The organism is Streptomyces sp. NPDC058663 (assembly GCF_042716745.1).
GTDB lineage: Bacteria > Actinomycetota > Actinomycetes > Streptomycetales > Streptomycetaceae > Streptomyces.
The window spans coordinates 1-2,107 of the sequence record NZ_JBHXRV010000011.1 but is presented as its reverse complement, the minus strand read 5'-3'; the positions used below and the strand labels follow the sequence as shown (position 1 = coordinate 2,107).

Sequence of the window (2,107 nt, the reverse complement as noted above, 5' to 3'; positions counted from 1 at the left end):
GTGTGGGGGGTCGCGTGTTTTTGTGGGGGGCGCGGCGGGGGGCGCCCCGGGGGGCCCCGCGCGCCGCCGGGGGGCGCCGGGCCGGGGCCCGCGAGGCGATGATGGGTCCTTACACAGATCCACATCCCAGGAGGACCCCCGGTGGCGAGCAGGATTCATCAGCCGATGGAGAGCGACGAATTCGACTTCATCCTGGCCAGGGCGGAAGGGCCGGTGCTCGCCTACTTCTTCGGGACCTGGCCGAAAGCGGTCGAGGTGTGCAAGCGGATGGACGCGGTCGTCGCGGAGATCGCCGAGGAGTACGAAGGACGGCTGACCGTCGTACGGGCCGACATGGCCCGCTGTCCGGCGCCGGTGCGGCGGTACGGGGTCGCCGCCGCACCCACCTTCGTGCTGGTCCGGGACGGCGAGTGCGTGGCGCTGGAGAGCGGGGCGCTGGACCGGGACGGGTTCGGGGCCTTCCTGGAGGCGCACCTCTGAGCGGGCCCACCCGCGGGTGCCGGGATCCCTACGTGTCCTCGTAGCGGGCGGCCAGCGCGGTGGCGCGGTGGCGCAGGGACGTGCGCAGGGAGCGCGGGGCCAGTGCCTCGGCGTCCATGCCGAGCTGCCACAGGGCCCATTCGGCGTGCCGGGCGTCCTGAAACGTCACCTCCAGCCGCAGCATGCCGTCCGCGTCGGGCTCCTCCGCGCGGACGGCGAGGACGGTGTCCAGCAGTTCCTCGCGCCGCACCGGGTCCACCCGCAGCAGCACGGTGAGGTGGTCGCTCCCGGACAGGAACCGGGCGGAGCGCTCCCGCCAGACGCGGTCCAGATCGACGTGGTCCGGCCGCTGCGCGGGCTCGGGGAGTTCCTCGGCGGCCAGTACCCGCGACAGCCGGTAGGTGCGGTCCGCACCGGATCTGGTGGCCAGCAGATAGCTCCGGTCGCGTGCGGTGACCAGGCCGATCGGATCCACCGTCCGCCATTGCGGCCCCTGGCCGGTGGCCGCGTAGTGGATGCGCAGCCTGTGGCCGGCGAGCACCGCGCGCCGCACCTCGATCATCGTGGCGCCGGGTACGTCGTCGGTGACCAGACGGCGCGAGAGCAGGTCGGACTCCGGGTCGACCAGGAACCGCCGGGCCGCGTCGCTCGCGGTGCTCCGATGGCTCTCGGGCAGCGCGTCGACCACTTTCCGCATGGCCGAAGCCAGTGCCGAACCGAGGCCGAACGCCTGCTCGCCGCGGACCGGTCCGGCGGTCAGCAGGGCGAGCGCCTCGTCGTGGTTCAGGCCGGTGAGCTCGGTGCGGAAACCGGGGGCAAGCTCGAAACCGCCGTACCGGCCCCGTTCCGCGTAGACCGGGACGCCGGCAGCGGACAGCGCCTCGATGTCGCGCAGCACCGTGCGGGTGGACACCTCCAGCTCACGGGCGAGCATGTCCGCGGTCAGCCGGCCGCGCCGGCGCAGCAGCAGAACCAGGGAGACCAACCGGTCGGCGCGCATGCCGGAACGTTATCGGAATACCTGACGGAGGGTGTCATGAATCGTTGCGAGGCTCCTCAACACGACGCCGCACGCACCGAGCGCGCGCCGCGCACGATCCGGAACTCGAACCGAACGGAGCCGACATGGCCCTGCAACGCACCGCCGTCAACCCGGTCAACTGGTCGCTGGACCTGGGATTCCACCAGGGCGAGCTCGTCTCCGGGCAGACCCGCACCCTGTACCTCTCGGGGCAGACCGCGATGAACGCCGACGGCAAACCCCAGCACGAAGGGGACATGGCGGCTCAACTGGCGCTGAGCGCCGACAACGTGGAGGCCGTGCTCGCCGAGGCGGGCATGTCCCTGGCGAACCTCGTCCGGCTGAACGTCTATACGACCGACATCGACCTGCTCTTCCCGCACTACGGCGTGCTGGCCGCCCGGCTGGGCGCGGCCGGGGTGGCACCGGCCACCACGATGCTCGAGGTGAAGCGGCTGGCGGTCCCCGGCCAACTGGTCGAGCTGGAGGGAACCGCCGTCGCCTGAGAGCGGAGGACCTGAGAGCGGAGGACCTGAGAGCGGAGGAGCCGCGAAAGCCGATGAGCCGCCGCCCGGCCCGCCCCGGTCGCGCCACGGAGAGCTGGGC

The 2,107-nt window shown here is 72.5% G+C and carries 3 protein-coding genes; 2 read left to right on the top strand and 1 reads right to left on the bottom strand.

Annotated features, from left to right (window positions below):
- The first annotated feature begins 165 nt into the window (after positions 1-165).
- Positions 166-480, top strand: coding sequence for a thioredoxin family protein (locus tag ACFWVV_RS10300; protein WP_384345263.1), 315 nt, complete (start codon positions 166-168; stop codon positions 478-480).
- A 28-nt stretch (positions 481-508) separates the two neighbouring features.
- Here the strand turns inward: ACFWVV_RS10300 and ACFWVV_RS10295 are convergent, their stop codons facing one another.
- Complete coding sequence (locus ACFWVV_RS10295; protein ID WP_384345260.1) at positions 509-1,480, bottom strand: helix-turn-helix transcriptional regulator; 972 nt, start codon at positions 1,478-1,480, stop codon at positions 509-511.
- 125 nt (positions 1,481-1,605) lie between these two features.
- Here ACFWVV_RS10295 and ACFWVV_RS10290 point away from each other — a divergent pair, with 125 nt between their 5' ends.
- Positions 1,606-2,007 carry a RidA family protein gene (locus ACFWVV_RS10290; protein ID WP_384345257.1) on the top strand — a complete coding sequence of 134 codons (402 nt, stop codon included), beginning with the start codon at positions 1,606-1,608 and terminating at the stop codon, positions 2,005-2,007.
- Positions 2,008-2,107 lie beyond the last annotated feature (100 nt).